General features: G+C 76.1%; 13 protein-coding genes. 7 read left to right on the plus strand and 6 right to left on the minus strand.

Features of this window, described 5'->3' with window-relative positions; translation table 11 throughout:
- Positions 1 to 59: 59 nt before the first annotated feature.
- The 3 genes from ACIRBY_RS01830 to ACIRBY_RS01840 are packed head-to-tail and all read right to left on the minus strand — an operon-like array spanning position 60 to position 3,201.
- Positions 60 to 899 carry a sugar phosphate isomerase/epimerase family protein gene (locus ACIRBY_RS01830; protein WP_403894553.1) on the minus strand — a complete coding sequence of 280 codons (840 nt, stop codon included), beginning with the start codon at positions 897 to 899 and terminating at the stop codon, positions 60 to 62.
- A complete protein-coding gene (locus tag ACIRBY_RS01835) occupies positions 896 to 2,053 on the minus strand; it encodes a DUF993 family protein (protein WP_403894556.1) in 1,158 nt (385 codons plus the stop codon). The genes ACIRBY_RS01830 and ACIRBY_RS01835 overlap by 4 nt, the downstream gene beginning before the upstream one ends.
- Positions 2,050 to 3,201, minus strand: a complete 1,152-nt coding sequence (locus tag ACIRBY_RS01840; RefSeq protein ID WP_403894559.1) for a Gfo/Idh/MocA family protein — start codon at positions 3,199 to 3,201, stop codon at positions 2,050 to 2,052. Before ACIRBY_RS01840 ends, ACIRBY_RS01835 begins: the two co-directional genes overlap by 4 nt.
- Positions 3,202 to 3,408: 207 nt before the next feature.
- Here ACIRBY_RS01840 and ACIRBY_RS01845 point away from each other — a divergent pair, with 207 nt between their 5' ends.
- Positions 3,409 to 4,485 carry a LacI family DNA-binding transcriptional regulator gene (locus ACIRBY_RS01845; RefSeq protein ID WP_403894562.1) on the plus strand — a complete coding sequence of 359 codons (1,077 nt, stop codon included), beginning with the start codon at positions 3,409 to 3,411 and terminating at the stop codon, positions 4,483 to 4,485.
- The gene (locus ACIRBY_RS01850; protein ID WP_403894565.1) at positions 4,482 to 5,282 is read left to right on the plus strand and encodes a sugar phosphate isomerase/epimerase family protein; all 801 of its coding nucleotides are present in this window, start codon (positions 4,482 to 4,484) and stop codon (positions 5,280 to 5,282) included. Before ACIRBY_RS01845 ends, ACIRBY_RS01850 begins: the two co-directional genes overlap by 4 nt.
- On the opposite strand, the gene ACIRBY_RS01855 is transcribed toward ACIRBY_RS01850, so the two are convergent.
- The 3 genes from ACIRBY_RS01855 to ACIRBY_RS01865 form a co-directional block, all read right to left on the minus strand.
- Positions 5,270 to 6,301 carry a hydroxyacid dehydrogenase gene (locus ACIRBY_RS01855; protein ID WP_403894569.1) on the minus strand — a complete coding sequence of 344 codons (1,032 nt, stop codon included), beginning with the start codon at positions 6,299 to 6,301 and terminating at the stop codon, positions 5,270 to 5,272. The genes ACIRBY_RS01850 and ACIRBY_RS01855 overlap by 13 nt on opposite strands.
- A 466-nt stretch (positions 6,302 to 6,767) precedes the next feature.
- The gene (locus ACIRBY_RS01860) at positions 6,768 to 9,926 is read right to left on the minus strand and encodes a BTAD domain-containing putative transcriptional regulator (protein ID WP_403894572.1); all 3,159 of its coding nucleotides are present in this window, start codon (positions 9,924 to 9,926) and stop codon (positions 6,768 to 6,770) included.
- A gap of 336 nt (positions 9,927 to 10,262) precedes the next feature.
- Positions 10,263 to 10,721: a hypothetical protein gene (locus ACIRBY_RS01865; protein WP_403894575.1), complete on the minus strand. Its 459-nt coding sequence runs from the start codon at positions 10,719 to 10,721 to the stop codon at positions 10,263 to 10,265.
- A 96-nt stretch (positions 10,722 to 10,817) separates the two neighbouring features.
- Here ACIRBY_RS01865 and ACIRBY_RS01870 point away from each other — a divergent pair, with 96 nt between their 5' ends.
- The 5 genes from ACIRBY_RS01870 to ACIRBY_RS01890 all read left to right on the plus strand — a co-directional run bounded on the left by ACIRBY_RS01870 (position 10,818) and on the right by ACIRBY_RS01890 (position 15,632).
- Entirely contained in the window at positions 10,818 to 11,801 is a 984-nt protein-coding gene (locus ACIRBY_RS01870; protein WP_403894578.1) for a hypothetical protein, read from the plus strand.
- Positions 11,802 to 11,885: 84 nt separating this feature from the next.
- Positions 11,886 to 12,215: a DUF6191 domain-containing protein gene (locus tag ACIRBY_RS01875; RefSeq protein WP_403894580.1), complete on the plus strand. Its 330-nt coding sequence runs from the start codon at positions 11,886 to 11,888 to the stop codon at positions 12,213 to 12,215.
- A 155-nt stretch (positions 12,216 to 12,370) separates the two neighbouring features.
- Complete coding sequence (locus ACIRBY_RS01880; protein ID WP_389611886.1) at positions 12,371 to 13,546, plus strand: glycosyltransferase; 1,176 nt, start codon at positions 12,371 to 12,373, stop codon at positions 13,544 to 13,546.
- A gap of 170 nt (positions 13,547 to 13,716) precedes the next feature.
- Complete coding sequence (locus ACIRBY_RS01885) at positions 13,717 to 14,667, plus strand: aldo/keto reductase (RefSeq protein WP_403894584.1); 951 nt, start codon at positions 13,717 to 13,719, stop codon at positions 14,665 to 14,667.
- On the plus strand, positions 14,664 to 15,632 hold the full coding sequence (locus tag ACIRBY_RS01890; protein ID WP_403894587.1) for a D-2-hydroxyacid dehydrogenase family protein: 969 nt from the start codon (positions 14,664 to 14,666) through the stop codon (positions 15,630 to 15,632). Before ACIRBY_RS01885 ends, ACIRBY_RS01890 begins: the two co-directional genes overlap by 4 nt.
- Positions 15,633 to 15,672 lie beyond the last annotated feature (40 nt).

The raw sequence follows: 15,672 nt of genomic DNA on the forward strand, positions 1-15,672 counted from the left end.
TCCTCCGTCCGATCCCCACAAGCCCTCCGCAGCGGGCCGTGCCACCCCTGCGGCCGTCCTCATTCCACGTGCTCGCGGTAGCGGTCGATCACCTCCCGCAGCACCTCGCGGCCGTCGCGCTCCCACAGGGCCGGATGGAAGATCTCGACCTCCACCGCCCCCCGGTAGCCGGCCCGGTCGGCCAGCTCCCGGAAGCCCCGCAGATCGACGCACCCGTCACCGAGCTGCCCCCGGCCCAGCAGGACGCCCTCGGGGAGCGGGGTCACCCAGTCCGCGACCTGCACGGACACGATCCGCCCGCCGGCACCGGCCCGGCCCAGATCGGAGGCCAGCCGCTCGTCCCACCACAGGTGGTAGGAGTCGGCCACCACCCCGACCCGCTCCGCCGGGAACTGCTCGGCGATGTCCAGGGCCTGCCCCAGGGTGGAGACCACGCAGCGGTCCGCCGCGAACATCGGATGCAGCGGCTCGATGCCCAGCCGCACCCCGTGCCCGGCGGCCCAGGGGACCAGGTCCTCCAGGAAGCCGACGATCCGCCGCCGCGCCCCGACCAGGTCCCGCTCGCCCCGCGGCAGCCCGCCCGAGACCAGGACCAGGACGTCCGCACCCAGTTCGGCCGCCTCCTCGACCGCCCGGCGGTTGTCCTCCAGCGCGGCCGCGCGGCCCCCCGGATCGGCGGCGGTGAAGAACCCGCCCCGGCACAGGGAACTGACCCGCAGCCCGGCGGCGGCGACCAGCCGCGCCGTCTCCCGCACCCCGAACCCGCGCACCGGGTCCCGCCACAACCCCACCGAGGCCACCCCGGCCGTACCGCACCCGGCCACCAGCTCGGGCACCGACCACTGCCGCACCGTCTCCTGGTTCAGACTGAACCGGGCCGGGGCAGCCGCCCCGTTCACGCCTGCACCCCCTGGTCCGACAGGAGCCGGCGCATCCGGGCCCCGGCGAGTTCCGGGTCGGGGAACAGGCCCAGCAGGTCCGCCAGTTCATAAGCCCGCGCCAGATGGGGGAGCGAGCGGGCCGACTCCAGCCCGGCCAGCATCGTGAAGTGCTCCTGGTAGCCCGCCAGCCAGGCCAGCAGGACCACTCCCGTCTTGTAGAGCGGGGTCGGCGGGGCGAACAGGTGCCGTGCCAGCGCGACCGTCGGATCCAGCAGCGCCCGGAACCCCTCGGGGTCCTCCCGGTCGAGGGCGAGCGCCGCCCGCGCAGCGATCGGGGCGATCGGGTCGAAGATCCCCAGCAGGGCGTCGCTGTCCCGCTCCCCGTCCCCGGCGATCAGTTCCGGATAGTGGTGGTCGTCGCCGGTGTAGCACCGCACGTCCGCCGGGAGCCGGCGTCTGAGGTCCTTCTCCCGCTCCGCGTCCAGCAGCGAGACCTTGATGCCGCGCACCTTCCGCGGGTGTGCGCCGACCAGGGCCACCAGGAGGTCCGCGGCCCCGTCGAGCCCGTCGTGGCCCCAGTACCCCGCGAGCTCCGGGTCGAACACCGGGCCCAGCCAGTGCAGGAGCACCGGCCGGGAACTCTGGCGCAGCAGCGTTCCGTACACCTCCAGGTAGTCCTCGGGGCCCCGGGCCGCCGCGGCCAGGGCGCGGGAGGCCATCAGCACGGCCTCCGCTCCGCAGCCCTCCACGTGCGCGAGCTGTTCCTCGTACGCGGCGGTGACCGCCGCGAGCGTATGCACCCGGCCGGGCGGCAGCTGGTCGGTTCCGGCGCCGCAGACGATCCTGCCGCCCACGGCCCGGGCCTCGGCCGCCGAACGGCGGATCAGCTCCGCCGCGCCCGGCCAGCCCAGTCCCGCGCCGCGCTGCGCCGTGTCCATGGCCTCCGCGACTCCGAGCCCCCACGCCCACAGACGGTGCCGGAAGCCCAGCGTGGCCTCCCAGTCGACCACCGGCCCGCCGCCCGGCGCGGAGGGCGGGGCCGCGGCCACATGGACGGCGGCGTAGAGGGTCCGGCTGCGGGTCGGACCGCAGGCGTACGGCCCGAGCGGCGCGGCCGACGGCCGGTGGAGGCGGAACCCGCCGTCCGCCGAGGGGAGCCGGATCCCGTTCACAGGGTCACCTCCGGTACCGGCAGCCTGCGCCCCTCCGCGCAGGAGCGCAGGCCGAGAGCGGCGAGCTGCACCCCGCGGGCCCCTGCGAGCAGGTCCCAGTGCCAGGGTTCGTCGCGTACGACGTGGCGCAGGAACAGCTCCCACTGGGCCTTGAAGCCGTTGTCCACCGGGCCGTGGTCCGGTACCTCCTGCCACTGCGCGCGGAAGGAGCCGGCCGCCGGCAGGTCCGGGTCCCACACCGGTCTCGGCGTGGCCGCGCGGTGCTGGATCCGGCAGTGGTGGAGCCCGGCCACGGCCGAACCGTGCGTCCCGTCCACCTGGAACTCGACCAGTTCGTCGCGGTGCACCCGGACCGCCCAGGAGGAGTTGATCTGGGCCACGGCACCGCCCTCCAGCTCGAAGATCCCGTAGGCGGCGTCGTCCGCCGTGGCCTCGTAGGGCTTGCCCTCCTCGTCCCACCGGCGGCCGATGTGCGTCCGGGTCAGGACCTGCACGGTGCGGACCCGGCCGAACAGCTCGTGCAGCAGGTACTCCCAGTGCGGGAACATGTCGGCGACGATGCCGCCGCCGTCCTGTGCCCGGTAGTTCCAGGAGGGACGCTGGGCCGGATCCCGGTCCCCTTCGAAGACCCAGTAGCCGAACTCCCCCCGGACGGAGAGGACCTGTCCGAAGAAGCCGGACTCGACCAGCCGTCTCAGCTTGATCAGGCCCGGCAGGAACAGCTTGTCCTGCACCACGCCGTGCTTGACGCCGGCCGCCGCCGCCAGCCGGGCCAGCTCCAGGGCGGACGCGAAGCCCAGGGCGGTCGGCTTCTCGCAGTACACGTGCTTCCCCGCTGCCACGGCACGGCGCAGGGCCGCCTCCCGGGCGCCGGTCACCTGGGCGTCGAAATAGACCTCCACCTCCGGATCGGCCAGGACGGAATCAAGGTCCGTGCCGACGTGCTCCAGGCCGTGCCGTTCGGCGATGGCCCGCAAGGCCGCCTCGCGGCGCCCGACCAGCACCGGCTCCGGCCACAGCAGGGTGCCGTCGCCGAGGTCCAGCCCGCCCTGCTCGCGCAGCGCGAGCAGGGAGCGGACCAGATGCTGGCGGTACCCCATCCGCCCGGTCACGCCGTTCATCGCGATCCTGATCGTCCTGCGTTCCATGGCGACCTACCTCCCGTTCCGTCGGCATCGTCTGCGGAAAGCGATAGAAAGCGCTTTCTGTCGATCAGGCTAGGCCTCCGAACTGGCGCTCTTCAATTACCCGTTCGGGTGATAGAAAGCGCTTTCTGGATCGGGCACCATGAGGTTCACACACCAGATCGGACGAGGGCCCGCGGCAGCAGCGGGCCGCAGGGGGAGGGGATCCCGATGGCGGTGACTCTTGCAGAGGTCGCGGCCCGGGCGGGCGTGTCGCCCGCGACGGTCTCGCGCGTACTGAACGGCGGCTATCCGGTGGCCGGCGGCACCAGGACCCGGGTGGAACGGGCCGTCGAAGAGCTCGGCTACATCGCCAACGCCCCCGCCCGGGCGCTCGCGGCCGCCAGCTCCGACCTCGTCGGAATCCTCGTGCACGACATCGCCGACGGCTACTTCGGCATCCTCGCGGGCTCCCTGCAGCACGCCCTCGACCCCGCAGGGGAGGGCGGGGCGCGGCGGCTGGCCGTCGTCTGCAACACCCGGGGCGTCCCGGCCGCCGAGACCGCCTGCCTCACCCTGCTCGAAGGCCAGCGCGCCGGAGGGGTCGTCCTCACCGGTGCGGCCGCCGAGGACCCGGAGCACACGACCGCACTCGCCGCCAGGGTCGCGCGCATGGCCGCCGCCGGAGCCCGGGTGGTCCTCTGCGGCCGCCCGCCCCTGCCCGTACCCCCCGCGCTGCCCGTCGCCACGGTCGTGTTCGACGACCGGGGAGGTGCGTTCCGGCTCGCCGAACACCTCCTGACACTCGGTCACCGCCGCATCGCCTACATCGCAGGCCCGCCGGGCCGCAGCACCACCCGGGAGCGCCTCGCAGGACACCGGGAAGCCCTCCGGCGCCACGACCCGGCACTTCCCGGAGCCTGCGCGGCGCTCACCGTCCACGCCGGCTTCGACCGCTCCGCCGGCTATGACGCCACCCGCGAACTGCTGCGCAGGGGAGAGGCCTTCACCGCCGTCGCCGCAGCCAGCGACACGGCCGCCGCGGGGGTCGCCGCCGCCCTGCGCGAGGAGGGCCTGCGCATACCCGAGGACGTCTCGGTCGCCGGCTTCGACGACCTGCCGTTCAGCCAGGACACCGCCCCCGCCCTCACCACCGTCCGGGTGCCGCTGCGCAAGGCGGGCGCGCTCGCCGCCGAGCTGGTCACCGGCCGCCGGGACCTGCCCCCGGGAGGCATCACCACGCTGCCCACCGCGCTCATGGTGCGCGCCTCGACCGCACCGCCGCCGACCACCGGGAGGACCCCGTGAGGTACGCCCTCTCCACCCTCGGCCTGCCGGGCACCCCGCTCGCCCGGAGCGCCGCCCTGGCCGCTGGCCACGGCTACGACGGCCTCGAGGTGCGGGCCCACCCGGAGGAGCCGCTGCACCCCCAGAGCCCGCCGGGGGACCGCGCCGCCGGGCTGCGGGCCGTCACCCGCGCCGGGGTCGTCGTCCTCGGGGTCGCGGGCTACGCCAGGGTCGCGGCGCCCGGTTCCGACGAGCCGGTCCTCGCCGAGCTGAGGTCCCTGGTCCGGCTCGCCTCCGACCTCGAGGCCCCGTACGTGCGGGTCTTCCCCGGCGGGGGCGGCCTGCCGCAGCAGCAGGCCGACGCCATCGCCGTACGCCGCCTGAGGGAAGCGGCGCCCTACGCGGAGCGGAACGGGGTGCGGATCCTGTTGGAGACCCACGACTCGCACCGTACGGGAGCGGCCGCCGCCCGCGTCCTCGACGCGGTCGGGCACCCGGCGGCGGGCGCGCTGTGGGACGTCCTGCACACCTGGCTGGGCGGCGAAGGGCCGGCCGAGTCGAGACGGCGGCTGGGCGCGCATCTGGGCTACGTCCAGGTCAAGGACGTGGCATCGGCGGACGACCTCACTCCGGTACCGCTGGGCGCAGGCGTGCTGCCGCTGGCCGGGGCGGTGGCCGGGAGCCCGGCCGACGGGTGGCTGTGCTGGGAGTACGAGAGACGCTGGTACCCCGGGGCGGCCGAGCTGTCCGGCCCCCGGCTCAGGCGGGGCCGCGAACACCTGGAGGGGCTGGTGGTCCATGGCGATCAGGCCGAGTAGGCCAGCCGGTCCGGGTCCACCGGGTAGCGGAAGCCGACACCGCGCGCGTAGCGCTCCAGCTCCTCGACCGCCGTCACCGCCAGCCGGTCCAGCTCTCCGCCCAGAGATCCCGCCACATGGGGGGTGAGCAGGACGTTCGGTAGGTCGTACAGGGGCGAGCCGGCGGGCAGCACCTCGGGCTCCGTGTGGTCGAGGACGGCGTGCAGCCGCCCGGTGACCAGCTCCCGTGTCAGCGCCTGCGTGTCGACGAGCGAACCCCGTGCCGTGTTGATCAGCGTGGCACCGTCCGGCATCAGGGCCAGCCGGGAGGCGTCCAGCAGACGACGGGTCCCGGGCAGCTCGGGGGCGTGCAGGCTCACCACGTGGCTGCGGCCGAGCAGTTCGTCCAGTCCCCCGGCCTCGCCGCCGAGGGCGGCGAGTTCGGCCGGGTCGGCGTACGGGTCGTACACGAGGACCCGCAGGTCGAACGGGCGCAGCAGCTCCAGCACCCGCCGGCCGACCCGGGAGGCGCCGACGAGGCCGACGGTGCGCCCGTAGTTGCCGGCCGTCGGGTAGCGGCCCAGCGGATCGACCGGTCCGCGCGCGGTCCGGTAGGCGTGGGCGGCCTCCAGGACCCGTTTGTTGGCGAACAGGATCGCGGCGAGCGTGTACTCGGCGACGGGCAGGGCGTTCGCGGCGGCCGCACTGGAGACCAGCAGACCGCGTTCCCAGCAGGCCTCGGTCACATGGCGCTTGACGCTTCCGGCGGCGTGCACGACGGCGCGCAGCCGCGGCATCCGGCGCAGGGCGTCCGCGTCCAGGGCGGGGCAGCCCCAGCCGGTGAACAGCACCTCGACGCGGGCGAGGCGCCCGTTCAGCGCCGGGTCCTGCCGCGCGAAGTCGGTGAGCAGCAACCCGGGGTCCACATCGGCGATCCGGACGAGCTCGGCCAGCACCCGGCCGCCGAGCACGGCGGCCCGCGTGTCCGGGCTCATGGCGAGCACCGTGGCGGGCCGGGAAGGGGCGGCTGGGCTGGTCACGCGGGCGCCTCCTGCGGTGGGCCCCGGGCGCCGGAGCCGACGGCGGCCGAGGGCCGTGAAGGGGAGCAGGAAGATGCTCACAGAGCCCGCCCCCGGGCGGGGCGGCGACACGTGCGCGGGCCCCGTGGTTCACCCGCCGGCCCGATCACCGCGCACGGACGGCATCCGACCGCGCCCCGGAGAGCCGCACGGCACGGCTGCCGGAGCCGTCCGCGCCGGGCCGCCTTCGCCCCCGGACGCAGGAAGCGCCGCGCTTCCTGCCGGTCGGCCGGCCCGGTCGGGACGAGGCGATCGGCGCCCACCACCCCACCACCCCGCCGCACCGGACTCCTGCGGCGCGGCCGAGGACGGCGGCCCGGCCGGCCACCGGTCCGCTGCGGCAGCCCGGGCGACACCCCGTCATCGGCCGGTGGTGGCCGAGCGGGTGGCGGCCGCGGCGACCTCGTGGCCGCCACCCGGGACCCGTTCAGGGAGCGAGGACCGCCGCGGTCAGCTCGGGCCAGGCGGTCCCGGCGCCCTCGCGGGCCGCCTCCGCGAAACCCGCGTCGCCGAGGCGGCGGCGCGCTGCCCGTTCGATGCGGGCCACGTCCGGCTGCGAGCGGTCCTGGAGCCCCCGTACGCCCGCGCTCGCCGCCAGCAGCCGCACCGCCTGCTCGTACGCGCCCCGGCGCAGGGCCAGGTCCGCGACCCCGACCAGCACCTGGGCGATCAGCGGCGCGTGTCCGGCTCCGGCCGCCGCCGCGCAGGCCGCCGCGTGGTGCGCGCGGGCCTCACCGAGGTCGTCGGCGAGGTAGCCCAGCAGGTCGTGCGTCACCGCGAGGACGTTCCCCTGCCGCGCCTCGTCGCCCAGCAGGGACGTCGCCAGGCCCAGCTGCCGGCGCGCCTCCCGGGCCTCGCCGCCCCACCGGGCCAGCTCCGCCCGGGCGAGCGCCAGTTCGGCCAGCGCGTCCGGCCAGGTGACCCCCTCCGCGTACCGCTGCGCCTCGGCGAGGGCGGCCGCGCAGGCGTCCCCGTCGCCCCGCAGCCAGTACAACTGGGCCTGCCGCGACCGCATCCGGATGACGTCCTCGACGGCGCCGAGCTCGGTGACGACCGCGATCGCCTGCTCCAGGTGCTCGCACGCGGCGGCGAACCCGCCGCGCACGGCGATCCGCTCCGCCAGCTCCGTCTGCGCGAACGAGATCCCGAACCGCTCGCCCAGGGCCCGGAACTCGGCCAGCGCCGTCTCCAGGTACGCGTCCGCGTCGCGCCCCTCCCGGCCCAGCATGATCCGCATCTTGCCCAGGTGCAGCCGTCCCAGCGCCCGCACCCAGGGGTCCTCGCTGTCGAGCAGCGGTTCGAAGGCGGGCAGGAAGGCGTCGGGAGCCTCCAGCATGCGTTCCAGCGCGGTGACGAGGCCCAGCAGCGGGTTGCGGCGCAGGCCGCGCAGGCTGAACCGGTACGCCTCGTGGATCCACTCCGCCGCCTGGTGCTCGTCGCCGCGACCGGCGCTCACGAAGAGGACGACCAGCGCGTACGCCGTGGCCCGTACGTCGTCGGCGGCCTCGCCGGGCGTCCCGACGGCCGCGGTGACCAGCTCCATCCCCTCGGTCCGGTGCCCGCTGAGCCACCAGTACCAGCCGGCGGCCGCCGCGAGCCGCATCGCCGGCTCCGCCTCGCCCGCCGCGAGCGCGCCGCGCATCGCGGAGCCGATGTTGTCGTGCTCGGCCCCGAGCAGGGCCAGCCACTCCAACTGCTCGGCGCGCCGCAGGTGCGGCTCCGCGTTCTCGGTGAGCCCGGTGAAGTACGCCAGGTGCGCCCGGCGCGCCCGCTCGGCCTCCCCCGCCTCGGCGAGGCGGTGGGCGGCGTACTCCTTGATCGTGCCCAGCATGCGGTAGCGCGGGGCGGCGCCGCCCTCGGCGCGCAGCAGCGACTTCTCGGTCAGGGCGGTGAGCAGTTCGAGCACCTCGTGCTCCGCGACGGCGCCGTCCGCGCAGACCCGCTCGGCCGCCTCCAGGCCCGCCCCGCCCGAGAACACCGAGAGCCTGCCCAGCACCGTCCGCTCGGCCCCGCTGAGCAGCTCCCAGCTCCAGTCGACCACCGCGCGCAGCGTCTTGTGGCGCGGCAGTGCGGTACGGCTGCCGCTGGTCAGCAGGCGGAACCGGTCGTCCAGCCGGTGGGCGAGCTGGTCCACGGACATCGTGCGCAGCCGGGCCGCGGCCAGCTCGATCGCCAGCGGCATCCCGTCCAGCGCCCGGCACACGCGCACCATCGTCGCCAGCGTGCGGGCGTCGGTTCCGGCGCCGGCCGCGAGGTCCCGGCGCACCGCCCCGGCCCGGTCCCGCAGCAGCCGGACGGCCGGCGAGGACTCGATCTCGGCCGGGCCGGCGTTCCCCCGGGGCAGGGCCAGCGGCTCGACCGGCCACAGCGCCTCACCGGTGATGCCGAGCGGTTCGCGGCTCGTCGCCAGGATCCGCAGCCGCCGGCATTCGCCGAGCACCCGGTGGGCGAAGACGGCGGCCGCCTCGACGAGGTGCTCGCAGTTGTCCAGGATCAGCAGCGCCTCGCGGTCGCGGACCGCGGCGACGAGCCGGTCCGTCGGCTCCGCGTTCGGGGCCCCGCCGAGCAGGGCGTCCCGCAGGCCCAGACCGTCGAGCGCCGCCTGCGCCACGTCGCCCCCGTCCGGGCCGACGGCGGCGAGCTCCACCAGCCAGGCCCCGTCCGGCAGGTCGTCGAGCAGCGTGCGCGCGGTCTCCGCGGCCAGCCTGGTCTTCCCCGCACCGCCCGGTCCGATCACGGTGGTGAGCCGGTGCTCGGCGATCAGCACCCGGAGGGCGGCGACATCGGCGTCCCGGCCGACGAAACTGGTCAGCTCGGCGCGCAGGTTGGTCCTCGGGCCCTCCTCGCGCCGTCCCAGCTCGCCCCGCAGCAGCGCGAGGTGCACGGAGGACAGCTCGGGGGAGGGGTCGGCGCCCAGGGTGTCGGCGAGTGCCTCCCGCGCCCGCTGGTACACCTGCAGCGCCTCGCTGTCGCGGCCGGCCGCGACGAGGGCGCGCATCAGGGCGGCGACGAGCCGCTCCCGCACCGGGTGCGCGGCCACCAGGTCGGCCAGCTCCGTGACCACCTCCGCACCGCGCCCCAGGGCGACGTCCGCCTCGGCCCGCGCCTCCGCGGCGGTCAGCCGCAGCCCCTCCAGCCGTACGACCGCCGCCTCGCACGCGGCGCTGTCCTGCAGGCCGACGTCCTGCAGGGCCGCGCCGCGCCACAGGCCGAGGGCCTCGCGCAGCAGCCGCACCCGCCGGGAGAGGTCGTCGGTACGGGCCTGCCCCGCGGTGACGAGCCGCTCGAACCGCACGGCGTCGACGGCGTCGGGTTCCACCGCCAGCCGGTAGCCGTCCGTCAGCCCCTCGACCGCCCCGCCGGGCAGCACCTTCCGCAGCCGGGACACCAGCCGTTGCAGGGCGTTGGTCGCGTCGGCGGGCGGGTACGGCCCCCAGATCCAGTCGACGAGCGCCGCCTTGGGGACCACGCGCCCCGGCCTGAGCGCGAGGGCGACCAGCAGCCCGCGCAGCCGCGCACCCGGCACGTCGACCGGACGTCCGTCCTCCGCGCGCACCTCCAGTGGACCCAGCACCCCGATCTGCACGCGCCGATTCTGTCACGGGTGCCGTACGGGAACCGCCGGGTCAACTTCCCGCCGCCGAACGGCATCCGGGCCGCTCGGCCCGGCCGCTTCCGACGGGATCCGGACGTGGACCGCGGCGCGCGGCGGCTCCGGATTGTCCTGGCAGGCGAACACGGCCGGGGCGACCCGCAGGGCGGGTTCCTCCGCCGGGGTCCCGCCCAGCGGTGCCGGCAGGGGGTCGCGCAGGCCGCCGCGCGCCCGGCGTCCTCGGGAGCCGTCGGCAGGAGCCGGCACACCGGTCCGGGTGCCTGCGGCCGCCCCTGGGCGAGCGCGGCCCGGAGGCTTCTCCTTCCGGGCTCACGCGTCGCGGGCGTTGCGCAGCAGCCAGGGGGTGGGGTGGGGGAGGGCGACGAGTTCCTTGTAGGTCGTGTCCCCGGGCAGGGGGACGACCAGCCACAGGCCGGGCGGGAAGAAGCGGCCCCTGGTGTGGGCGAGGCCCCCGTAGACGGAGCGGAGGAAGGCGGGGACGGCGTCGCGGGGGACGTCGTGGAACCCGACCTGGTCCACCGTGATCTCCGCGTCCTCCTCGGGGAAGAGGCGGACGGTGACCGCCGGCGTGCCGTCGAGTTCGACGAAGGCCTCGTGCGGGAGGGACCCGTCGGGGTCGAGGGCGGTGAAGGGGTCCGCGGCGGTACGGCGCGAGGTCCGGTCGGCGCCGATGTCGTCGGTGACGGTCAAGGGCAGGCGGTACTCCTCGGCGATCTCGCGTATCGCGCGGACGGCCGACTCGGTCGTCGGGAGGTGAGGGGGCTGCATGCCGTGATCATCGCCGATGGGGGCGGGAGGGAGCCGCGCGGGGCCGAGGGGGGAAGCCCTTCCGGCCCGCCCCGGGGGACCCCGTACGATCCCCGGATGACCTCGAACCGGGCGGCAGCCGCGGTCGGCCTCGCGCGCGTGATGGCGCACTGCGGGGGCGACCTGCGGGCGGCCGTGCACCACCTGGGCGCCGCGATCGCCTCCGCGCCGCAGGACCCCGAGCCGTACGCGGCGCTCGCCGAACTGTGGCAGGAGCGGCGCGCCGACCTGGCCGGGATCCTCCGGGACGCCGACTCCCTGCGGACGGTGCCGGCGTACGCGTACGTCCGCTTCCTCGAGGACGACATGGACGGGGCGGTGATGGCGCTCGGCTCGGCCGCCGGCGCGCGTCCCGCCGTCGCCTGGGCCGGGGCCCCCTGGTTCGGCGACGCGCGGTTCCTGGGGACGGTGGGCGCCGAGGCGTTCGCCGAGGCCGTCCTGCGGACGACGGACCACGGCCACGCCCTGGACGGCGACGGCACGCGGGAGGCGCTCGGTCCCTGGATCCGGGCCGTCGAGACGGTCTGCGCACGCGAGCCGCGGCCCGGGGCGATGGCCAGGATGGCGATCTTCCTGCGGGCGTGCGGCCTGACCGACGCGTCGCTCGCCCTCTGCGACCGGGCGGACGCCGTCGAGCCGGCCATGCTGACGGAGGTCGTGCGGGCGGGGACGTGGCGCGTGCTGGGCGACCCCGACCGGACGGCGGCGGCGTTCGAGCGCGCCCTCGTCCTGGACCCGGTGAACTGGTCGCTGTACCTCGACCTGGCCGACGTGCGCGCCGGGCAGGGCGACTTCGCCACCGCGGTCCGGCTCGTCGGCCAGGGGCTGGAGCACGAGCCGGCGGAGGTCACGCTGCGCGCGGCGGGTGCCGCCTACCGGGCCCGTCTCACGGGCTCCCCTGACGACCTGCGCGCACTGGTCGCGCTGGCGCCGGACCTCCCGGACGCCTCGTACCGGGGCCTGCTGATCGACCGCGCGTGCGCCGGCCCCGGCCTGCCGCCCGGGCTCGTCGCCGAGGCCCGCCGCCTGCGGACCGGCTGAACCCGGTCCCCGCACCTGGGGCCCCGCGCAGCGGCCGGCCGGGAAGGCGGGAACCCGGGGCGGCGCGGTGGACGTTGTCGGGACATGGTGCGCCTGCTGACGAGTCCGCTCCTCGTGCTGATCGTGGTGATACCGCTGTTCGTCGTGGCGGCGGCCCGGTACGCCCTCGATCGGGCCCGGAGACGGGGGTGGCTGCCCGGTCGTGCCCGAGGACGGGACCGGGGCGGCCGGGGCGCGGGCGCGACGGCCACCGAGGAGCTGCACGCCCTGATCTACCCCGGCAAGCGGGCCCAACTGGAGCAGCGCCGGATCGAGTTGGTGCTCCGGGACGACGAGCAGGACGGCGCCCCGCGCAGGACCGGGATCGACCTCGACGCGGGCGTGGCCCGCCTGGAGCGGCCCGGGCCGGCCTGACCCCGGCGCGCACCGGCGGCGGCCGCCCGTGCGGCCGCCCGGGTGGGTGGGTCGCCCGGCCCGGTCGCCCGGGCCGGGCAGGCGGATCCGGCCGGGTCGGCCGGGCGGTCGGCCCCGGAGGGAGATGTTCCCGGCAGGCCAGTAGGGTGGGCCGGGTGAACCTTTCTTCCGCGCTTCCGCGTTCCTTCCGGCTGCTCGTCACGGGTGGGGGGACCGGTGGACACACCTACCCCGCCCTGACCGCGATCCGTACCCTGCAGGGCCGACTCGCGGCCGCCGGCGGCACGCTCGACGTGCTGTGGATCGGGACCGCCGACGGGCTCGAGGCGCGGGTCGCGCCGGCCGAGGGGATCGCGTTCAAGACCGTCGCCACGGGCAAGATCCGCCGTTCGGCGAACCCGCTGAAGATGCTGTCGGCGGCGAACATGAAGGACATGGCGCGGGTGCCGCTCGGCGTGGCGCAGGCGCGCACGATCGTCTCCGAGTTCGAGCCCGACGTGGTCCTGGCCACCGGCGGCTACGTCGCCGTGCCCGCCGGCCTGGCGGCGCGGCTGTGCAAGCGGCCGCTGGTGCTGCACGAGCAGACCGTGCGCCTCGGTCTCGCCAACCGCAAGCTCGCCGGCTCGGCGACGCGCATCGCGGTGTCCTCGGAGTCCTCCCTGCCGCTGCTCCCGGCCGAGGTGCGCGAGCGCGCCGTCGTCACCGGCAACCCGGTCCGCCCCGAGGTGCTCTCCGGGCACCCCGACAAGGCCGTGCACGCGCTGAACCTCGTCGGGTTCGACCGCCGGCTGCCGACCGTCTACGTCACCGGCGGCGCGCAGGGCGCCCAGCAGATCAACGGCGTGGTGCGCGAGGTGCTGCCGTGGCTGCTGAGCCACGCGAACGTGATCCACCAGTGCGGGCCCGCCAACGTCGACGAGCTCCGCTTCGCGGCGGCCGGGCTGGACCCCGTGCTGGCCGGCCGCTACCACGTGACCGGTTTCGTCGGACCGGAGCTGCCCGACGTGCTCGCGCTCGCCGACATCGTGATCTCCCGCTCCGGGGCGGGGACCCTGGCCGAGCTGACCGCGCTGGGCAAGCCCGCGGTGTTCGTGCCGCTGGCGACCTCGGCCGGCAACGAGCAGGCGCACAACGCCCAGTACCTGGCCGACGCGGGCGCCGCCGTCGCCCTCCTCGGCGAGGTCACCGCGCACGGCCTCGCGGAGGCGGTCGGCCCGCTCCTCACCGATGCCGGCCGGCGGGCGCAGATGGCCGAGCGGGCCCGGGCGTACGGTCGGCCCGACGCCGCCGAGCGTCTCGTGGACGTGCTGCTGGCCGCCGCCAACGGCTGATCCCGGACAGGTTGCGAAGGGCGTCGCCGGCACCGTGCCGGCGACGCCCTTCCGCGTCGACACGCAGAGTTCACGCCCCGGGGGCCGAAGACCATGTCCCCGACCGACCGGTCTGTTTAGACTGGCCACTTGTCGATCATGCAACCGACGAGTGTGGAGGAAGATCCCGCATGCGCCATCTCCCCCTGGGCCGTTCAGGTCTCCTGGTCTCCGCCGTGGGCCTCGGCTGCAACAACTTCGGTGCCCGCCTCGACCTCCAGGCCACCCGGGCCGTCGTCGACGCCGCCCTCGACTCCGGGATCACCCTCCTCGACACCGCCGACATCTACGGCGGGCGGGGCGGCTCCGAGAGCCACCTCGGCCAGGCCCTCAAGGGCCGCCGCGACCAGGTGGTCCTCGCCACCAAGTTCGGCTACGACGGCGTCGACATGGGGTACGGGCCCGCCGCCGGCTCCCGCGGCGGCCGCGGCTACATCCGGCGCGCCGTCGAGGAGTCCCTGCGCCGCCTGGAGACCGACCGCATCGACCTCCTCCAGCTGCACAGCCCCGACCCCTCCACCCCGATCGCGGAGACCCTCGCCGCGCTCACCGAGCTCGTCGCCGAGGGCAAGGTCCGCTACATCGGCCACTCCAACCTCAGCGGCTGGCAGCTCGCCGAGGCCGCCCACACCGCCCGGGAGACCGGCGCCGTGCCCTTCGTGTCGGCGCAGAACGAGTGGTCGCTGCTGGAGCGCTCCGCCGAGCGCGAACTGGTCCCGGCCGCCCGCCACTACGGCCTCGGCGTCCTCCCGTACTTCCCCCTCGCCAACGGCCTGCTCACTGGCAAGATCCGCCGGGGCGCCCCCGTCCCGTCCGGCTCCCGCCTCGAAGGCCTCGACTCCTACCTCACCGAGGAGCGCCTCGACACCGTCGAGGCCCTGGCCGCGCTCGCGGAGAAGCACGGACGCACCGTGCTGGAACTCGCCATCGGCTGGCTCTCCGCGCAGCCCGGCTGCGCCTCCGTCATCGCCGGCGCCACCTCGCCCGAGCAGGTCCGCGCCAACGCGGCCGCCGGAGCGAACCCGCTGGAGGCGGGGCTGCTGGACGAGATCGACGCCGTCGCCCGGGCCCACGCCGCATGACGACGGCACTGCGCTGCGCGGTGCTCGACGACTTCCAGGGGGCGGCCACCACCCTGGCCGACTGGTCGCCGGTCACCGCGCGGGGCGTCGAGGTGGTCTCCTACCCCGACCACCTGGCGGACGAGGACGAACTGGCCGCCCGCCTGGCCGGCTACGACATCCTCGTCACCCTGCGCGAGCGCGTCCCCTTCCCCGCCGGCCTGCTGGAGCGGCTCCCCCGCCTCCGGCTGCTGGTGGCCAGCGGCATGCGCAACTCGGTCATCGACTACGCCGCCGCCCACCGCGCCGGCGTGACGGTGTGCGGCACCGCCAGCTCCTCCACCCCGCCCGTCGAGCTCACCTGGGCCCTGCTCCTCGGTCTCGCGCGCGGACTCGTCACGGAGAACACCGCCCTGCGCGAGGGCGGGCCCTGGCAGCAGACCGTGGGCACCGATCTGGCCGGCAGCCGCCTCGGCCTGCTGGGCCTCGGCAGGATCGGCGCCCGGGTGGCCCGGATCGGGCTCGCCTTCGGCATGGACGTGGCGGCCTGGAGCCCGAACCTCACCGGGGAACGGGCCGCGGCGGAAGGGGTCGCCCTGGCCCCCTCCAAGGAGGCGCTCCTGGCGGGCAGCGACTTCGTCTCCGTCCACCTCGCCCTCGGCGAGCGCACCCGGGGCCTGATCGGCGCGGCCGAGCTGGCCCTGATGCGGCCGACGGCCCGCCTGGTCAACACCTCCCGGTCCGCGATCGTGGACCAGGAGGCGCTTCTGGAGGCCCTGCGCACGGGCCGCATCGCCGGGGCGGGCCTGGACGTGTTCGACACCGAGCCGCTGCCCGCGGACCATCCGCTGCGCACCGCCCCGAACCTGCTGGCCACGCCGCACCTCGGCTACGTCACCCGGGCCAACTACGCCACGTACTACGGGGAGGCGGTCGAGGACGTCCTCGCCTTCCTCGACGGCGCGCCCGTCCGCGTCCTGCCCTGACCCCGGACGGGCCGCCCCCGGACGGCCGACCTCCTGACGG

This window comes from Streptomyces sp. NPDC096136, assembly GCF_044763325.1.
In the GTDB taxonomy this organism is placed as follows: Bacteria; Actinomycetota; Actinomycetes; order Streptomycetales; family Streptomycetaceae; genus Streptomyces.

Bases quoted from the DNA above. Each gene is read 5' to 3' on its own strand.
- ACIRBY_RS01840 (WP_403894559.1), bottom strand. From the start codon at position 3,201: ATGGAACGCAGGACGATCAGGATCGCGATGAACGGCGTGACCGGGCGG.
- ACIRBY_RS01845 (WP_403894562.1), top strand. From the start codon at position 3,409: ATGGCGGTGACTCTTGCAGAGGTCGCGGCCCGGGCGGGCGTGTCGCCC.
- ACIRBY_RS01865 (WP_403894575.1), bottom strand. From the start codon at position 10,721: ATGCAGCCCCCTCACCTCCCGACGACCGAGTCGGCCGTCCGCGCGATA.
- ACIRBY_RS01870 (WP_403894578.1), top strand. From the start codon at position 10,818: ATGACCTCGAACCGGGCGGCAGCCGCGGTCGGCCTCGCGCGCGTGATG.
- ACIRBY_RS01875 (WP_403894580.1), top strand. From the start codon at position 11,886: ATGGTGCGCCTGCTGACGAGTCCGCTCCTCGTGCTGATCGTGGTGATA.
- ACIRBY_RS01885 (WP_403894584.1), top strand. From the start codon at position 13,717: ATGCGCCATCTCCCCCTGGGCCGTTCAGGTCTCCTGGTCTCCGCCGTG.
- ACIRBY_RS01890 (WP_403894587.1), top strand. From the start codon at position 14,664: ATGACGACGGCACTGCGCTGCGCGGTGCTCGACGACTTCCAGGGGGCG.